Origin of the sequence: Streptomyces sp. NPDC049954 (assembly GCF_040656295.1) — a bacterium.
Taxonomy (GTDB): Bacteria; Actinomycetota; Actinomycetes; order Streptomycetales; family Streptomycetaceae; genus Streptomyces.
In genome coordinates, this window is record NZ_JBFALS010000003.1 from 136,199 (window position 1) to 150,951 (window position 14,753).

Sequence of the window (14,753 nt, forward strand, 5' to 3'; positions counted from 1 at the left end):
CCCGCCGTGACCTCGCCGGACATCGTACGGAAAAATGATCGATCAAAGCGGTGGGAAACATCACCCCGCCCTTCCGCAACCGGAGACCAAGCGGCAGTATGGCAAGGCTCGACGGCACTGAGTGCCGCCAATAGGGCCAATGGTCGGCCCCGAGTGCACTTTCCTCGGCCATATGGGGGAAGGTAGAGACAGTCAGGGCACCTCGAAGAAGAGGCACTACGTCGGTGAGGGATGACGTGAGCGAGAAACGCGACAACGACGCGGTAGTACTGCGGTACGGCGACGGCGAGTACACCTACCCGGTGGTCAACAGCACCGTCGGCGACAAGGGCTTCGACATCGGGAAGCTCCGCGCCCAGACCGGTCTGGTGACCCTGGACAGCGGATACGGCAACACCGCCGCGTACAAGTCCGCGATCACCTATCTGGACGGTGAGGAGGGCATCCTCCGCTATCGCGGATACCCCATCGAGCAGCTGGCCGAGCACAGCAGCTTCCTTGAGGTGGCGTACCTGCTCATCAACGGTGAGCTTCCGCAGGTCGACGAGTTGTCGACCTTCAAGAACGACATCACGCAGCACACCCTGCTGCACGAGGACGTCAAGCGGTTCTTCGACGGCTTCCCGCGCGACGCCCACCCGATGGCCATGCTGTCCTCCGTGGTCAGCGCGCTGTCGACCTTCTACCAGGACAGCCACAACCCGTTCGACGAGCAGCAGCGCAACCTGTCGACGATCCGGCTCCTGGCCAAGCTTCCGACGATCGCCGCCTACGCGTACAAGAAGTCCGTGGGCCACCCGTTCGTCTACCCGCGCAACGACCTCGGCTACGTCGAGAACTTCCTGCGCATGACGTTCTCCGTGCCGGCCCAGGAGTACGAGCTCGACCCGGTCGTGGTCTCGGCGCTCGACAAGCTGCTCATCCTGCACGCGGACCACGAGCAGAACTGCTCGACCTCCACCGTGCGGCTGGTCGGCTCCTCGCAGGCGAACATGTTCGCCTCGATCTCCGCCGGCATCAACGCGCTGTGGGGCCCGCTGCACGGCGGCGCCAACCAGTCGGTGCTGGAGATGCTGGAAGGCATCAAGGAGTCCGGCGGCGACGTCGACACCTTCATCCGCAAGGTGAAGAACAAGGAAGACGGTGTGAAGCTCATGGGCTTCGGACACCGTGTCTACAAGAACTTCGACCCCCGGGCGAAGATCATCAAGTCCGCGGCGCACGACGTGCTCTCCGCGCTCGGCAAGTCCGACGAGCTGCTGGACATCGCGCTCAAGCTGGAGGAGCACGCGCTGGCCGACGACTACTTCGTCGAGCGCAAGCTCTACCCGAACGTGGACTTCTACACCGGTCTGATCTACCGGGCGATGGGCTTCCCCACCGAGATGTTCACCGTGCTGTTCGCGCTGGGCCGCCTGCCGGGCTGGATCGCGCAGTGGCACGAGATGATCAAGGAGCCGGGGTCGCGCATCGGGCGTCCGCGGCAGATCTACACGGGTGTCGTCGAGCGCGACTTCGTGCCGGTCGAGCAGCGCTGAGCGGGGTTTCCCCGCGGTAGTGAGGCGGCGTCGTTTCTCCCCTGGCGGGGGGGAGCGGCGCCGTTGGCGTTTCCCGGGTGATCGGCCCTCCGGGCCTCGTCCTCAATCGCCGGACGGGCTCCATGAATGGCCTTCGGCCTCGTCCTCAAACGCCGGACCGGCTTGATGAACGGCCTTCGGCCTCGTCCTCAAACGCCGGACCGGCTCCATGAACGGCCTTCGGCCTCGTCCTCAAGCGCCGGACCGGCTTGATGAACGGCCTTCGGCCTCGTCCTCAAACGCCGGACCGGCTTGATGAACGGCCTTCGGCCTCGTCCTCAAGCGCCGGACGGGCTCAATGGGTGACCGCCGTCCCTATCGAGCCCGTCCGGCGATTGAGGACACGCGGCCCGCAGGGCCAGGCGCGCCTCCGGGCCCGCGCGACAAGCGAAAGGCGCCTCGCCACTGGTCCCCCCACGGGCCAATGGTCGAGGCGCCTTCCCTGTGCCCCGGGATCGGATTCCCCCCACGGGATCCGGCCGGGCGTTTATGGGGTGCGGTCCGCCGGGACGCGTACGCGCGGGAGGGCCGCTCAAGCTCCCCGGCGGCACGTCGCCCCGGCTTGTCGCTGTCGAGAACGTCCCCCAAGACGTTCCCGGCCGCCGGAACACGCCCCCCAAGACGTCTTCCGGCATGCAGTTAGACCCATGAGCACGGCCCATGGTTACCTATGGATCTGTGTGATCTGCGTCTCTCTCCCTTCCGGGCGCGCGGCCTGAACCACGCGAAGACCCGGACCGTGAGATCCGGGCCTTAGCGTAAGGGGGTTGCGGGGGCTATGTGAAGGTCCTGAGGCGAAGACTGTTGGTCACTACGAAGACCGAGGAGAAGGCCATGGCGGCCCCGGCGATCATGGGGTTCAGCAGTCCGGCCGCCGCGAGCGGGATCGCCGCGACGTTGTAGCCGAAGGCCCAGAACAGATTGCCCTTGATCGTCCCGAGTGTCCGGCGGGACAGGCGGATCGCGTCCGCCGCGACCCGCAGGTCGCCCCGGACCAGCGTCAGGTCGCCGGCCTCGATCGCCGCGTCCGTGCCCGTGCCCATCGCGAGCCCCAGGTCGGCCGTGGCGAGCGCCGCCGCGTCGTTGACGCCGTCGCCCACCATCGCCACCGAGCGCCCCTGCGACTGGAGCCGGCGCACGACGTCCACCTTGTCCTCGGGCAGGACGTCGGCGACGACCTCCTCGATGCCGACCTCACGGGCCACGGCCTCGGCGACCGCCCTGTTGTCCCCCGTCAGCAGCACCGGGCGCAGGCCGAGCGCCCGCAGCCGCGTCACGGCCTCCGCGCTCGTCTCCTTCACCGCGTCCGCGACCGTCAGCAGCCCGCGTACGGTCTCCTTCTCCCCGTCCGGGGCGTCCGGGGCGGCCCAGGCCACGAGGACCGCCGTGGCGCCCCGGGCCTCCGCCGCCGCCTTCGCCGCGGCCACCGGCGCCGGGAGGTCCAGGTCCGCCATCAGACGGTCCCGGCCGACCCGTACGCGACGCCCCTCGACCGTGCCGCGCACCCCGCGACCGGCCAGGTTCTCGAACCCCTCCACGGGCGGCAGCGCGCCCACCCGCAGCTCGGCGCCCTCCGCCACCGCGCGCGCCACCGGGTGCTCCGAGGCGTGCTCCAGGGCGCCCGCGAGGCGCAGCAGTTCGTCCTCGTCCACGCCGGGGGCGGGCAGCACGGCCAGCAGCCGCATCCGGCCCGTCGTCACGGTGCCCGTCTTGTCGAGGACGACGGTGTCCACCGCCCGCGTCGACTCCAGGACCTCGGGGCCCTTGATGAGGATGCCGAGCTGGGCGCCGCGCCCCGTACCGACCATGAGGGCCGTCGGCGTCGCGAGGCCCAGGGCGCACGGGCAGGCGATGATCAGGACCGCCACGGCGGCGGCGAACGCGGCCGTCACGTCGTCCGTAGCGAGCAGTCGGCCCACGAGCGTGCCGAGGGCGATCACGAGGACCACCGGGACGAAGACCCCGGCCACCCGGTCGGCGAGCCGCTGGACCCGCGCCTTGCCGTTCTGCGCGTCCTCGACCAGCCGGGCCATGCGCGAGAGCTGGGTGTCCGAGCCGACCCGGGTCGCGCGGACCACGAGGCGGCCCGAGGTGTTGACGGTCGCCCCGGTGACCGCCGAGCCGGGCGCCACGTCCACCGGCACCGACTCGCCGGTGAGCATCGAGGCGTCGACCGCCGAGGCGCCCTCCTCCACGGTGCCGTCGGTGGCGATCTTCTCGCCGGGCCGTACGACGAAGCGGTCGCCGGTCCGCAGCGCCCCGACGGGGACCCGTACCTCGCGGCCCTCCCGCAGTACGCCGACGTCCTTGGCGCCCATCTCCAGGAGCGCCCGCAGCGCCGCCCCCGCGCTGCGCTTGGAGCGGGCCTCCAGGTAACGGCCGAGCAGGATGAAGGTCACGACCCCGGCCGCGACCTCCAGGTAGACCGTCGAGGAGCCGTCCGAGGGGCTCGCCGTGAAGTCGAAGCCGTGCCGCATCCCCGGCATCCCCGCGTGGCCGAGGAACAGCGCCCACAGCGACCAGCAGAAGGCGGCGAGGGTGCCGACCGAGACCAGGGTGTCCATCGTGGCCGCGCCGTGCCGCGCGGTGGTCCACGCGGCCCGGTGGAACGGCAGCCCGCCCCATACGACGACGGGCGCGGCCAGGGTCAGGGACAGCCACTGCCAGTTGTCGAACTGGAGCGGGGGGACCATCGAGAGCAGGACCACGGGGACGGACAGGACCGCCGAGACCGTGAGCCGCTGCCGCAGGGCCGCGAGCCGCGCCTCGGCGGGAGAGGCGGGCGCCTCGGGCGAAGCGGGCGCGTCGGCGGCCGGTGCGGTCCGGTCGGCCTGTGTCGCGGCCCCCGTCGCCGCGCCCCGCTCCGGCTCCGGCTCCGGTTCACGCTCCGGCTCGGGGCGCCGGACCGGCTCGGCGGTGTAGCCGGTCCTGACCACGGTGGCGATCAGGTCGTCCACGGCCGTCCCGGCGGGGTAGGAGACCTTCGCCTTCTCGGTCGCGTAGTTGACCGAGGCGACGACGCCGTCCATCCGGTTGAGCTTCTTCTCGACGCGCGCCGCGCACGCGGCGCAGGTCATCCCGCCGACGGTCAGTTCCACCTCGGCCACGGGGGTGCCCGGTCCTCCGGGCGGCGCTATGCCCGGCTGCTCGGTGTTCCTGAGCGACGTGCTCATGAGGCCGCCTTCCACTGGCGAGTCCGGAGACAATCGTTTGACAGGGGTACGGGGGAGGGGTATGCCGAACCGGAGGGGCGACCCGGTGTCGGCCGCCCCTGTCCGGGTCCCGTCAGACCGTGCCGGCCAGCTCGTAGCCGGCCTCGTCGACGGCGGCGCGCACGGCTGCCTCGTCCAGCGGGGCGGCCGAGTCCACCGCGACCTCGCCGGTCGCGGCCGAGGCGCGCACCCCGGTGACCCCGGCCAGCTCCTTCAGCTCCGCGGTGACCGCCCCCTCGCAGTGCCCGCAGGACATCCCGGTGACCTGGTAGACGGTGGTGACGGAGGCGGTGGTGTCGGCGGCTGACTGGGCGGTCATGGTGTGTCTCCTCGTCGGGCGGAGGCGGGGCGCGGGCCCCGCGCGGGAACGGCGTAGCGTGCCGGGAGTGACCCCTGGGGTACCCGGGATGTCCCCCGACACTCACCACACTATACCCCTAGGGGGTATCGATCCAGCGGCTGGGTGCCGCCGCGCGGTCCGGGAGCCGGGGCTGAGTCACCTCCGCCGAGGCCGGGAGACGAAGCGGGCGGCTGTGGCTGTTCCGGGGCGTTACGGGCGTGTGCCCGGATCTTAGGGCGGTCCGGGCGCCGGGTCCGGCCCCCTCGGCCCGCGCCGCGCCGTCGGGTTACGGTCGCGTCCCAGGAGCCCGGGACCCACGTGCGGACGGGCGGGCGAGGACAGGGACGGGCGGGAAGTCATGCGGGCAGTCGTGTTCGAGCGGTTCGGGGAGCCGGCGCGGGTGCGGACGGTCCCCGATCCCGCGCCCGCCCCGCTCGGCGTCGTGGTGCGCGTCGAGGCGAGCGGGCTGTGCCGCAGCGACTGGCACGGCTGGCAGGGCCACGACCCGGACATCCGGCTCCCGCACGTCCCCGGCCACGAACTCGCCGGTGTCGTGGCGGCCGTGGGCTCCGGCGTGGAGCGGTGGCGGGCCGGCGACCGGGTCACCGTGCCCTTCGTGTGCGCGTGCGGCACCTGCCCGTCCTGCGTCGCAGGGCGGCAGGAGGTGTGCGAACGGCAGAGCCAGCCCGGCTTCACGCACTGGGGCTCCTTCGCCGAGTACGTCGCCCTCGACCACGCCGACGTCAACCTCGTCGCCGTCCCCGAGGACCTGTCCTTTGCGACGGCGGCCTCGCTCGGCTGCCGCTTCGCGACCGCCTACCGCGCGGTGCTCGCGCGCGGCAGGACCGCGCCGGGGGAGTGGGTCGCCGTGCACGGCTGCGGCGGCCTCGGGCTGTCCGCCGTGATGATCGCCGCGGCGGCCGGCGCCCGGGTCGTCGCCGTCGACGTGTCCGGGGAGGCGCTGCGGCTCGCCGCCGCCTGCGGGGCCGCCGTGTGCGTCGACGCGCGCACGGGCGACCCGGCCGAGGCCGTGCGCGAGGCGACCGGGGGCGGCGCCCACGTCTCCCTCGACGCGCTCGGCTCCGCCGCGACCTGCGCCGCTTCGGTGCGCGGTCTGCGCCGCCGGGGCCGGCACGTCCAGGTCGGGCTGCTGCCCGAGGACCCCGCCGTCCCCCTGGGGCGCGCGCTCGCCCTGGAACTCGAACTCCTCGGCAGCCACGGCATGGCCGCGCACGCCTACCCGCCGATGCTCGACCTCGTACGCTCCGGACGGCTGCGCCCCGGGCTGCTCGTCACGGACACGATCCCGCTGGAGGCGGCCCCCGCCGCGCTCGCCGCGATGGGGGCGCCGGGCGGTCCGGGCGGGGTCCGCGTCGTCCTTCCGTAGGCTCGGTCAGCGCGAGCGGTGCCGGTTGCCGGGCCGGTTCGCGACCCACGTCCGGATGGTGTCGGGGTACCAGTACGGCCGCCCGCCGATCGTGCGGTCCGGCGGGGGCAGCACGCCCTGTGCGCGGTAGGAGCGCACCGTGTCGGGGCGCACCTGGATGTGCGCGGCGATCTCGTGGTACGACCAGAGGTCCGGGCCGGCCATGCGGGCACCTCCCTGCGTACGCCTCAGTGGCGGTCCGGGTCGAGCCGCCGGGGGACTGGGCGTGTGACGAGCAGCCAGCCTGGGCCGAACGGGTGGCCCGGGGCGCGGGCCCGGCGCGGCCGTGTGCGGGTCGTGGCCGAATCCGGATGCTCCCGGGACGGATGTGACACAAGCGGTTCTTTTGTCGTACGACCGTGACGGAGCGGGCGTATCGACTGATTATCCGCTCCGTCCGGGCCCAGGGGAACACCCGGGACGCCGCTCACCACGGACACCGGCGAGGCGCGCGCCCCCGCCCGCCCGCGGCAGACGCACCGGCGGCCCGGAACCCGGGCGCCGAATCCCGCGCGCCGAATCCCGCGCGCCGGGCGGACCGCGCACCGTCAGGCGCCGCAGGACCGCAGGAAGGCCCGGGTCCGCGCGGCCACCGGGAGCGGGCGGTCCGGCGGGCACGGGTACATGTCCTGCTCGACGATCGCGAACAGGTCGACGTCCAGCGCCCGCACCGCCTCCAGCACGGGCTCCAGCGCGGGCACCCCGAGCGGCGGCTCGCACATGACCCCGCGCCCCACCGCCGGGCCGAACGGCAGGTCCTCGGCGCGCACCGCCGCGAGCACCTCCGGGTCGACCTGCTTGAGGTGCAGATAGCCGATCCGCTCCCCGTACGTCTCGACGAGCTTGACGCTGTCCCCGCCGCAGTACGCGTAGTGACCCGTGTCCAGGCACAGCGAGACGAGGTCGGGCTCGGTCGCGTCGAGGAACCGCGCGACGTTCTCCTCGGTGTCGATGTGCGTGTCCGCGTGCGGGTGCACCACGACGCGCAGGCCGAAACGGGTCCGCACCTCGTGCGCCAGCCGCTCCGTCTGCCGCGCCAGGTCGTGCCACTGGGTCGCCGTCAGCGTCCGGTCCTCCAGGACCCGGCCCGTCTTGTCGTCCCGCCAGAAGGACGGGATGACCACGAGGTGAGAGGCGTTCAGGTCCCGGGCCAGGGCGGCGATCCGCTCGACGTGCTCCCACGTCGACTCCCACACGGCGGGCCCGTGGTGCAGGCCCGTGAAGACCGTTCCGGCCGAGACCTTCAGGCCGCGCGCCTGCGTCTCCCGCGCCAACAGGGCGGGATCGGTCGGCAGATAGCCGTACGGGCCCAGCTCGATCCACTCGTACCCGGCGACGGCCACCTCGTCGAGGAACCGGGTCCACGGCACCTGGTGCTCGTCCTCGGGAAACCACACCCCCCACGAGTCGGGGGCGGAACCGATCCGGAGACGGGACTGCGGGGGCACCTCGGTGTCTGCCATGCGGTCCACCTTCCCCAGCGCGCCGAAAACGTGTCAAGAACGGGGCGTACGGGGCCCCGGCGGGGCCGGGCGCCGCGTCCAGGTCCGTATGTCCGGACAAAAGGTTGACACGCCGCACCCGTGGCGGCTAGACCTGGGACCGGGCGAACCGAAGGGGTCATGGATGGAGCCCGAGCCGTACGAGCTGATCACCATGGGCCGCATCGGCGTGGACCTCTACCCGCTCCAGAGCGGGGTCCCGCTCTCCCGGGTCGAGACCTTCGGCAAGTTCCTCGGCGGCTCCGCGACCAACGTCGCCGTCGCCGCCGCCCGGCTCGGCCGGCGCGCCGCCGTCGTCAGCCGCACCGGTGACGACCCGTTCGGCGCGTACGTCCACGAGCAGCTGCGCCGCTTCGGTGTCGACGACCGCTGGGTCACCCCCGTCCCCGGGCTGCCCACCCCCGTCACCTTCTGCGAACTCTTCCCGCCCGACGACTTCCCGCTGTACTTCTACCGCCGCCCCAAGGCCCCCGACCTGGAGCTGCACCCCCACGAACTCGACCTCGACGCGCTGCGCCGCGCACGGATCTTCTGGATGACCGGCACCGGACTGAGCGAGGAACCCAGCCGTACCACGACCCTCGAAGCGCTCGCCGCCCGTTCGGCCGGGCCGCCCGGAGCGCGGCGCACCGCGACCGTCTTCGACCTCGACTGGCGCCCCGTGTTCTGGTCCGAGCCCGAGAGCGCCCGCCCGCACTACGCCGCCGCCCTCGCCCACGCCACCGTCGCCGTCGGCAACCTGACGGAGTGCGAGGTCGCCACCGGCGAGAGCGAACCGCGCGCCGCCGCCGAGGCGCTGCTCGCCGCCGGAGTCGAACTCGCCGTCGTCAAACGCGGCCCCGAAGGCGTCCTCGCCGTCCACCGCGACGGCACCGTGGTGGACGCCGCCGCCGTCGAGGTCGAGGTCGTCAACGGGCTCGGCGCCGGGGACGCCTTCGGCGGGGCGCTGTGCCACGGGCTGCTCGACGGGCTGCCCTTGGAGGAGACCGTGCGGTACGCGGGCGCCGCCGGGGCCATCGTCGCCTCCCGGCTGGAGTGCTCCTCCGCGATGCCCTTCCCGCACGAGGTCGCCGAGGCCCTCGACGGCGCCCGCCCGTGAGCCGCCGACCGGCCCCGGCGGGGGGACGCCCGTGACCGGGGTCGACCTCGCCGAGCTGGCCCGCGTGCGCGCCGAGCACCCCGAGGCGGTCGCCGAGGCCGCCGCGCGCCGGGTGCGCCGCCCCCTCGTCCTGCCGGGGCGCCGGCTGCTCGTCGTGGCCGCCGACCACCCGGCGCGCGGGGCGCTCGGCGTGGGCGAGGACCCCTTCGCGATGGCCAGCCGCCGCGAACTCCTCGGCCGGCTGTGCGTCGCCCTCGCCCACCCCGCAGTGGACGGCGTCCTCGGGACCGCCGACGTCCTGGACGACCTGCTGCTGCTCGGCGCCCTCGACGGGAAGGTCGTCATCGGCTCCATGAACCGGGGCGGCCTCGCCGGTTCCGTCTTCGAGGCCGACGACCGCTTCACCGGCCACCGCCCCGCCGACCTCGTCCGCTCCGGCTTCGACGCCGGGAAGATCCTGCTGCGCGTCGACCCCGCCGACCCCGGGACGCTGCGCACCCTGCACACGGCGGCCCGCACCGTGGACGAGATGGCGCGGGCGCGGCTGCCCGTGTTCCTCGAACCCTTCCTGTGCCGGCGCGAGGGCGGCGTCCTGCGCAACGACCTCGGCGCGGGCGCCGTCACCCGCTCCATCGCCGTCGCCTCCGGACTCGGCGGGACCTCCGCCTACACGTGGCTCAAGGTCCCCGTCACCGAGGACCCCGCCGACATGGAGCGCGTCATGGAGACCTCCGCGCTGCCCGCCGTCCTCCTCGGCGGGGAGAGCGCGACAACCCCGGCGGAGCAGGAACGCGCGTACGACAGGTGGCGGCGGGCGCTGCGGCTGCCGACCGTGCGCGGCCTCGTCGTCGGCCGTGCGCTGCTCTACCCGGCGGACGGGGACGTGGCCGGGGCGGTCGACACCGCGGCCGGTCTGCTCGCCTCCGCCTCCGGCGGGGTAGGGGCACCGCACGGGCCCGTCGGGGCCCGTGGTGTGCCCGGACGGCAGAAAGGCCCCGTATGACGACCAGCAGCGGCGGCGGACCACCCCTCAGTCCTCACGTGCCCGCAGGGGCTACCGCCGGGCAGGGGTACGCCCTCGACCTCGGACCGGGACGCACCGGGCTGCGCCACACCGCGCTGCGCGTCCTCGACCTGCCGCCGGGCGGACGTCACGAACTGTCCACCGGCGCGTACGAATGGGTACTCCTGCCGCTCACCGGCGGGGGTACCGTTCGCGTGGACGGGGAGGACTTCACCCTGCGCGGCCGCACCAGCGTGTTCGACGGGGTCAGCGACTTCGTCTATCTGCCGCGTGCGGCACACGCCCAGATCTCCTCCGGCGCGGGAGGCCGTTTCGCTTTGGCAGGAGCGAACTGCGGGCGAAGACTCCCCGCCCGTTACGGCCCCGCGCCGGAGGTCCCCGTCGAACTGCGCGGCGCCGGACCGTGCAGCCGCCAGGTCAACAACTTCGCCGCCGCCGGGGTCTTCGACTGCGACGCGCTCATCGCCGTCGAGGTCCTCACCCCCGGCGGCAACTGGTCCTCGTACCCCCCGCACAAGCACGACGAGGAGAAGCCGGGCCGCGAGAGCGAGCTGGAGGAGATCTACTACTACGAGATCGCCGGACCCGGCGGCCACGCCTACCAGCAGGTCACGCCCTCACGGCCCGGCGGCACCTCGCTGCTGACCGAGATCCACGACGGCGACACCGTGCTCATCCCCGACGGCTGGCACGGCCCCTCGGTCGCCGCACCCGGACACGACCTCTACTACCTCAACGTCATGGCCGGCCCCGGCGCCGCGCGCGAGTGGCTGATCAGCGACCACCCGGGGCACGCCGCGATCCGCGACACCTGGACCGGGCAGCCCCTCGACCCGAGACTCCCGCTCACCACCGCACCCGAAGCGGAGACCCCGGCATGAGCAGCAGCCCCGCACCCGAAGAGCCCGGCACCACCCCGCAGAAGCCCCGCGGGACCCGGCGGCTGACCGTCGCCCAGGCCCTCGTCGTCTTCCTGTCCCGGCAGTTCACCGAACGGGACGGCACCCGGCAGCGGCTCATCGAGGGCATGTGGGGGATCTTCGGCCACGGCAACGTCGCGGGCCTCGGCCAGGCCCTCGTGCAGTACGCCGCCTCGGAGTCCGCCGAGTACCCCCTGCCGTTCCACCAGGGCCGCAACGAGCAGGCCATGGTGCACGCCGCGACCGGCTTCGCGCGGCACCGCAGGCGGCTGTCCACGATGGCCGTCACGACCTCGATCGGGCCCGGCGCCACCAACCTCGTCACCGGCGCCGCGCTCGCCACCATCAACCGGCTGCCCGTCCTGCTGCTGCCCGGCGACGGCTTCGCCCGCCACCCCGCCGACCCCGTCCTCCAGCAGCTCGAACACCCGGGCGCCGGGGACATCACCGTCAACGACTGCCTGCGGCCCGTCTCCCGCTGGTTCGACCGCGTCAACCGGCCCGAGGCGCTGATCCCCGCCGCGCTCCAGGCCGTGCGGGTGCTCGCCGACCCCGCCGAGACCGGCGCCGTGACCCTCGCCCTCCCGCAGGACGTCCAGGCCGAGGCGTACGACTGGCCCGAGGAGTTCTTCGCCGAGCGCACCTGGCACGTGCGCAGGCCGCAGCCCGAAACCGCCGAACTCGACGCCGCCGCCGAGGCGATCCGCGCCGCGCGCCGCCCCCTGCTGATCGCGGGCGGCGGAGTGCGCTACAGCGCGGCCGAGGAGGCGCTGCGCGCCCTCGCCGACGCCACCGGCATCCCCGTCGCCTCGACCCAGGCCGGGAAGGGCGCCCTGCGCCACGACCACCCCGCCGACGTCGGCGGCATCGGCCACACCGGCACCGCGACCGCCGACGAACTCGCGCGCGCCGCCGACCTCGTGATCGGCGTCGGCACCCGCTACACCGACTTCACGACCGCCTCCGGGACCCTGTTCGAGGGCGGCGCCCGCACCGGCGGCGACGGGGTGCGCTTCGTCAACCTCAACATCACGGGCTTCGACAGCCACAAACTGGGCGCCCTGCCGCTGGTCGCCGACGCCCGCGCCGGACTCGAAGCGCTCACCGCACGGCTTGGCGACTACCGCGTGGACGAGGCCGAGATCGCCCAGTACACCCTCGACAAGGCGCTGTGGGAGGAGCGCGTCGACGGCTACACCCAGCCGCAGAGCGGGGACGTCTCCGACCTCGTACGCCCCAGCCAGGCGCATGTCGTCGGCGCGCTCCAGTCCGTCGTCGACGACACCGACGTCATCGTCAACGCGGCCGGCTCCCTCCCCGGCGACCTGCACAAACTGTGGCGGACCAGGTCCCCGCTCCAGTACCACGTCGAGTACGGCTACTCCTGCATGGGCTACGAGATCCCCGCCGCCCTCGGTATCGCGCTCGCCGCCCCCGGCACCCCCGTGTGGGCCCTCGTCGGCGACGGCACCTACCTCATGATGCCGACCGAACTGGTCACCGCCGTCCAGGAGAACATCCCGGTCAAACTCGTCGTCCTCCAGAACCACGGCTACGCCTCGATCGGCGGCCTCTCCCGCGCGGTCGGCGCCGAGGGCTTCGCCACCGCCTACCGCTACCGGCGCACCGACGGCTCCTACACCGGGGCCCCGCTGCCCGTCGACCTCGCCGCGAACGCCGAGAGCCTCGGCATGCGGGTGCTGCGGGTACGGACCGTGCGGGAGACCCGCGAGGCGCTCGCCGAGGCGCGCGAGGCGGACCGCCCCACATGTGTCTATGTCGAGACCGAAACGGCAGACAGAGTGTCCGGGGTGCCCACGGCCCAGGCGTGGTGGGATGTGCCCGTGGCCGAGACCGCGACCCTCCCGTCGACGGTCCGGGCCCGGAAGGAGTACGAACGGCACAGCGCCGACCGCCGCCGCCACCACCTGTAGTACGGGGTGCGGGCGCGGCTCCTCCGGCGCGCCGGCCGGCCCCGCTCGTCAGAAAGGTGACCGCAATGAAGACCGTCCACCACTGGATCGGCGGCAAGTCCGTCGAGGGGACCTCGGGCCACTCCGGGCCGGTGACCGACCCGGCCACCGGGGCCGTCACCACCCGCGTCGACTTCGCCTCGGCCGACGAGGTGGACACCGCCGTCGCCGCCGCCAGGTCCGCGTACGCGACCTGGGGCACCTCCTCGCTCGCGCAGCGCACGAGCGTCATGTTCCGCTTCCGCGCCCTGCTCGACGAGCACCGAGAGGAGATCGCCGCGCTCATCACCGCCGAGCACGGCAAGGTGCACTCCGACGCCCTCGGCGAGGTCGCGCGCGGACTGGAGATCGTCGACCTGGCCTGCGGGATCACGACGCAGCTCAAGGGCGAGCTGTCCACCGAGGTCTCCAGCCGCGTGGACGTCGCCTCGATCCGGCAGTCCCTCGGCGTCGTCGCCGGCATCACGCCGTTCAACTTCCCGGCGATGGTCCCGATGTGGATGTTCCCCCTGGCCATCGCCTGCGGCAACACCTTCGTCCTCAAGCCCTCCGAGAAGGACCCCTCGGCCTCCGTGAGGCTCGCCGAGCTTTTCGCCGAGGCCGGACTGCCCGACGGCGTCCTCAACGTCGTGCACGGTGACAAGGTGGCCGTCGACCGGCTCCTGGAGCACCCGGACGTCGCCGCCGTCTCCTTCGTCGGCTCGACCCCGATCGCCCGTCACATCCACCGCACCGCCACCGGGCACGGCAAGCGCGTGCAGGCGCTCGGCGGCGCCAAGAACCACATGCTGGTGCTGCCCGACGCGGACCTCGACGCCGCCGCCGACGCCGCCGTCTCCGCCGCGTACGGCTCCGCCGGGGAGCGCTGCATGGCGATCTCCGCCGTCGTCGCGGTCGGCGCGAGCGGCGACGCGCTGGTCGCGAAGATCAAGGAGCGCGCCGAGCGCATCACCATCGGCCCCGGCACCGACCCCGCCTCCGAGATGGGCCCGCTCATCACGAAGGCGCACCGCGACAAGGTCGCCTCCTACGTGAGCGGCGCCGCCGCCCAGGGCAGCGAGGTCGTCCTCGACGGCACCGGGTTCACCGTCGAGGGGTACGAGGACGGGCACTGGATCGGCCTGTCCCTGCTCGACAAGGTGCCCACGGACTCCGACGCCTACCGCGACGAGATCTTCGGCCCGGTCCTCGTCGTCCTGCGCGCCGAGACCTACGAGGAGGGCCTCGCGATCGTCAACGCCTCGCCCTACGGCAACGGCACCGCGATCTTCACGCGCGACGGGGGCGCCGCCCGCCGCTTCCAGCTGGAGGTCGAGGCCGGGATGGTCGGCGTCAACGTGCCGATCCCGGTCCCGGTCGGCTACCACTCCTTCGGCGGCTGGAAGGACTCGCTCTTCGGCGACCACCACGTCTACGGCAACGACGGCGTGCACTTCTACACGCGCGGCAAGGTCGTCACGACGCGCTGGCCCGACCCGGCCGACGCGCCCGCCGGAGTCGACCTCGGGTTCCCGAGCAACCGCTGAGGACCGGCGCCCGCCCGCCCCCGCGCGCCGGAACGTCCCGCCGCCCGGTGTGAGCCTTCGCACGCCGGGGCGGTGCGTACGGCCCGGCGGCACGGGCAGGCGGGTGCTGTCGCAGTACCCCCTGCACTCGTACGGGTGTACGGCGTGCGGGCCG

Annotated in this window: 11 protein-coding genes; 7 read left to right on the forward strand and 4 right to left on the reverse strand. The window is 73.4% G+C overall.

Translation table 11 applies throughout. The features are described from left to right. The first annotated feature begins 224 nt into the window (after positions 1–224). The gene (locus AB0J21_RS07120; RefSeq protein ID WP_363144827.1) at positions 225–1,538 is read left to right on the forward strand and encodes a citrate synthase; all 1,314 of its coding nucleotides are present in this window, start codon (positions 225–227) and stop codon (positions 1,536–1,538) included. An 815-nt stretch (positions 1,539–2,353) separates the two neighbouring features. Here the strand turns inward: AB0J21_RS07120 and AB0J21_RS07125 are convergent. Both AB0J21_RS07125 and AB0J21_RS07130 read right to left on the reverse strand, forming a co-directional pair. Next, positions 2,354–4,750: a heavy metal translocating P-type ATPase gene (locus tag AB0J21_RS07125; RefSeq protein WP_363144828.1), complete on the reverse strand. Its 2,397-nt coding sequence runs from the start codon at positions 4,748–4,750 to the stop codon at positions 2,354–2,356. Positions 4,751–4,862: 112 nt separating this feature from the next. Further along, complete coding sequence (locus tag AB0J21_RS07130; RefSeq protein WP_363144829.1) at positions 4,863–5,108, reverse strand: cation transporter; 246 nt, start codon at positions 5,106–5,108, stop codon at positions 4,863–4,865. Positions 5,109–5,487: 379 nt separating this feature from the next. Between AB0J21_RS07130 and AB0J21_RS07135 the strand changes: the two genes are divergently transcribed. Further along, positions 5,488–6,516 carry an alcohol dehydrogenase catalytic domain-containing protein gene (locus AB0J21_RS07135; protein WP_363144830.1) on the forward strand — a complete coding sequence of 343 codons (1,029 nt, stop codon included), beginning with the start codon at positions 5,488–5,490 and terminating at the stop codon, positions 6,514–6,516. Between the two features lie 6 nt (positions 6,517–6,522). On the opposite strand, the gene AB0J21_RS07140 is transcribed toward AB0J21_RS07135, so the two are convergent. Beyond that, positions 6,523–6,720, reverse strand: a complete 198-nt coding sequence (locus AB0J21_RS07140) for a MerR family transcriptional regulator (protein WP_363144831.1) — start codon at positions 6,718–6,720, stop codon at positions 6,523–6,525. Positions 6,721–7,103: 383 nt separating this feature from the next. Then, positions 7,104–8,018 (reverse strand): sugar phosphate isomerase/epimerase, encoded by a 915-nt coding sequence (locus AB0J21_RS07145; RefSeq protein WP_363144832.1) that lies wholly within the window; start codon positions 8,016–8,018, stop codon positions 7,104–7,106. A 163-nt stretch (positions 8,019–8,181) separates the two neighbouring features. Between AB0J21_RS07145 and iolC the strand changes: the two genes are divergently transcribed. The 5 genes from iolC (at position 8,182) to AB0J21_RS07170 (ending at position 14,599) form a co-directional block, all read left to right on the forward strand. Next, positions 8,182–9,156 (forward strand): 5-dehydro-2-deoxygluconokinase, encoded by a 975-nt coding sequence (gene iolC / locus AB0J21_RS07150; RefSeq protein ID WP_363144833.1) that lies wholly within the window; start codon positions 8,182–8,184, stop codon positions 9,154–9,156. Positions 9,157–9,187: 31 nt separating this feature from the next. Then, entirely contained in the window at positions 9,188–10,159 is a 972-nt protein-coding gene (locus AB0J21_RS07155; RefSeq protein WP_363144834.1) for a deoxyribose-phosphate aldolase, read from the forward strand. Then, on the forward strand, positions 10,156–11,061 hold the full coding sequence (gene iolB, locus AB0J21_RS07160) for a 5-deoxy-glucuronate isomerase (RefSeq protein WP_363144835.1): 906 nt from the start codon (positions 10,156–10,158) through the stop codon (positions 11,059–11,061). Before AB0J21_RS07155 ends, iolB begins: the two co-directional genes overlap by 4 nt. Then, positions 11,058–13,034: a 3D-(3,5/4)-trihydroxycyclohexane-1,2-dione acylhydrolase (decyclizing) gene (iolD, locus tag AB0J21_RS07165; RefSeq protein WP_363144836.1), complete on the forward strand. Its 1,977-nt coding sequence runs from the start codon at positions 11,058–11,060 to the stop codon at positions 13,032–13,034. The genes iolB and iolD overlap by 4 nt, the downstream gene beginning before the upstream one ends. Before the next feature lie 65 nt (positions 13,035–13,099). After that, the gene (locus tag AB0J21_RS07170) at positions 13,100–14,599 is read left to right on the forward strand and encodes a CoA-acylating methylmalonate-semialdehyde dehydrogenase (protein WP_363144837.1); all 1,500 of its coding nucleotides are present in this window, start codon (positions 13,100–13,102) and stop codon (positions 14,597–14,599) included. Positions 14,600–14,753: the final 154 nt, after the last annotated feature.

Coding starts and splice junctions, on each gene's coding strand:
- AB0J21_RS07130 (WP_363144829.1), bottom strand. CDS start 5,108: ATGACCGCCCAGTCAGCCGCCGACACCACCGCCTCCGTCACCACCGTC.
- AB0J21_RS07145 (WP_363144832.1), bottom strand. CDS start 8,018: ATGGCAGACACCGAGGTGCCCCCGCAGTCCCGTCTCCGGATCGGTTCC.
- AB0J21_RS07170 (WP_363144837.1), top strand. CDS start 13,100: ATGAAGACCGTCCACCACTGGATCGGCGGCAAGTCCGTCGAGGGGACC.
- AB0J21_RS07135 (WP_363144830.1), top strand. CDS start 5,488: ATGCGGGCAGTCGTGTTCGAGCGGTTCGGGGAGCCGGCGCGGGTGCGG.
- AB0J21_RS07140 (WP_363144831.1), bottom strand. CDS start 6,720: ATGGCCGGCCCGGACCTCTGGTCGTACCACGAGATCGCCGCGCACATC.
- AB0J21_RS07125 (WP_363144828.1), bottom strand. CDS start 4,750: ATGAGCACGTCGCTCAGGAACACCGAGCAGCCGGGCATAGCGCCGCCC.
- iolB (WP_363144835.1), top strand. CDS start 10,156: ATGACGACCAGCAGCGGCGGCGGACCACCCCTCAGTCCTCACGTGCCC.
- iolC (WP_363144833.1), top strand. CDS start 8,182: ATGGAGCCCGAGCCGTACGAGCTGATCACCATGGGCCGCATCGGCGTG.
- iolD (WP_363144836.1), top strand. CDS start 11,058: ATGAGCAGCAGCCCCGCACCCGAAGAGCCCGGCACCACCCCGCAGAAG.